Origin of the sequence: Maricaulis sp. (genome assembly GCF_039978735.1) — a bacterium.
In the GTDB taxonomy this organism is placed as follows: domain Bacteria; phylum Pseudomonadota; class Alphaproteobacteria; order Caulobacterales; family Maricaulaceae; genus Maricaulis.
In genome coordinates, this window is record NZ_JBDWAS010000010.1 from 1 (window position 1) to 2,500 (window position 2,500).

Here is a 2,500-nt window from a genome sequence, read left to right on the forward strand (position 1 = left end):
ACCCTTGGGACCTGCTCCAGCCCCAGGATGTGATGAGTCGACATCGAGGTGCCAAACAATGCCGTCGATATGGACTCTTGGGCATCATCAGCCTGTTATCCCCGGCGTACCTTTTATCCGTTGAGCGATGGCCCTTCCACGCGGGACCACCGGATCACTATGGCCGTCTTTCGACTCTGCTCGACCTGTCAGTCTCGCAGTCAGGCAGGCTTATGCCATTGCACTCATCGACCGATTTCCGACCGGTCTGAGCCTACCATCGCGCGCCTCCGTTACTCTTTGGGAGGCGACCGCCCCAGTCAAACTACCCACCACACAGGGTCCCGGACCCAGGTTCATGGGCCGCGGTTAGACATCAACAATTATCAGGGCGGTATTTCAAGGATGACTCCACCACAGCTGGCGCCATGGCTTCAAAGTCTCCCGCCTATCCTACACAAATAATCGCTAATGCCACTGTGAAGTTGTAGTAAAGGTGCACGGGGTCTTTCCGTCTGACCGCGGGAACTCCGCATCTTCACGGAGAATTCAATTTCGCTGAGTCTATGCTGGAGACAGCGGGGAAGTCGTTACGCCATTCGTGCAGGTCGGAACTTACCCGACAAGGAATTTCGCTACCTTAGGACCGTTATAGTTACGGCCGCCGTTTACCGGGGCTTCAATTCGGAGCTTGCACTCCTCCTTTTAACCTTCCGGCACCGGGCAGGCGTCAGACCCTATACGTCGTCTTGCGACTTCGCAGAGCCCTGTGTTTTTAGTAAACAGTCGCCACCCCCTGGTCTGTGCCCCTGGACACTGCTTGCGCAGCGCCAGGCTCCCTTCTCGCGAACTTACGGGAGCAATTTGCCGAGTTCCTTCAGCATAGTTCTCTCAAGCGCCTTGGTATGCTCTACCAGTCCACCTGTGTCGGTTTCGGGTACGGTCTAACGCGGGAGCTATTTCCAGGGACGCCTTGGCTGCCAGTTCAATCCGATAAGGACTGACAACTTCCGGAATCCGTCACTACCCGCCGGTGCAGGAATATTAACCTGCTTCCCATCGACTACGCATTTCTGCCTCGCCTTAGGGGCCGACTAACCCTGCGCTGATTAGCATTGCGCAGGAACCCTTGGACTTTCGGCGAGGGGGTCTCTCACCCCCTTTATCGCTACTCATGTCAGCATTCTCACTTCCGATACCTCCAGCAGCCCTCGCGGGTCTGCCTTCATCGGCCTACGGAACGCTCCGCTACCGCTCAACAAAGTTGAGCCCGCAGCTTCGGTGTATCACTTAAGCCCCGTTACATTTTCCGCGCAGGAGCGCTTGACCAGTGAGCTGTTACGCTTTCTTTAAAGGATGGCTGCTTCTAAGCCAACCTCCTGGTTGTCTAAGCACTCCCACATCGTTTCCCACTTAGTGATAACTTAGGGACCTTAGCTGGCGGTCAGGGCTGTTTCCCTCTCCACTACGGACCTTAGCACCCGCAGTGTGTCTGCCTCGTATTACTCCATGGTATTCGGAGTTTGGTTAGGTTTGGTAAGTCGTTGGGACCCCCTAGCCCATCCAGTGCTCTACCCCCATGGGTATTCACGAGACGCTCTACCTAAATAGATTTCGCGGAGAACCAGCTATTTCCGAGTTTGATTGGCCTTTCACCCCTAGCCACAAGTCATCCCCGTCTTTTTCAACAGACGTGGGTTCGGTCCTCCAGTGAGTGTTACCTCACCTTCAACCTGCTCATGGCTAGATCACCCGGCTTCGGGTCTTATCCCTCGAACTCAGTCGCCCTATTCAGACTCGCTTTCGCTACGCCTACACCTACCGGCTTAAGCTTGCTCGAGAGACAAAGTCGCTGACCCATTATACAAAAGGTACGCCGTCAGGCTTGCGCCCTCCGACTGCTTGTAGGCGTCCAGTTTCAGGGTCTGTTTCACTCCCCTCGTCGGGGTGCTTTTCACCTTTCCCTCACGGTACTGGTTCACTATCGGTCATGTAGGAGTACTTAGGCTTGGAGGGTGGTCCCCCCATGTTCAGACAGGATTTCACGTGTCCCGCCCTACTCGAGGCTCTTATCTCACTGACGTGTACGGGGCTGTCACCCACTGCGGCCCGACTTTCCAGACGGTTCCACTTCGATTGATAAGAGCACTGGCCTGATCCGCGTTCGCTCGCCACTACTAGCGGAGTCTCAATTGATGTCCTTTCCTCCGGGTACTTAGATGTTTCAGTTCCCCGGGTTTGCTTCTAAACCCTATGTATTCAGATTTAGATACCTCACACGAACTCTGGTGATCGGCCGGCCGATTGCTCGACCGAACGACCGCCAGGGTCCGTAAAGGTGGGTTTCCCCATTCGGATATTCTCGGATCAAAGTTTGCTCGCAACTCCCCGAGACTTATCGCAGCGTGCCACGTCCTTCATCGCCTCTACATGCCTAGGCATCCACTAAACGCCCTTTTGACACTTGATCTTGAAATTGATGCTCATGCGCGGTGAACGCCTCGCCACTCTTTCCGATTGC

At 55.0% G+C, this 2,500-nt stretch carries 1 rRNA gene; it reads right to left on the bottom strand.

What is annotated here, in order from left to right:
• Positions 1–2,449: ribosomal RNA gene (locus ABJO18_RS03115) — 23S ribosomal RNA — on the bottom strand; the annotation flags it as partial.
• Positions 2,450–2,500 lie beyond the last annotated feature (51 nt).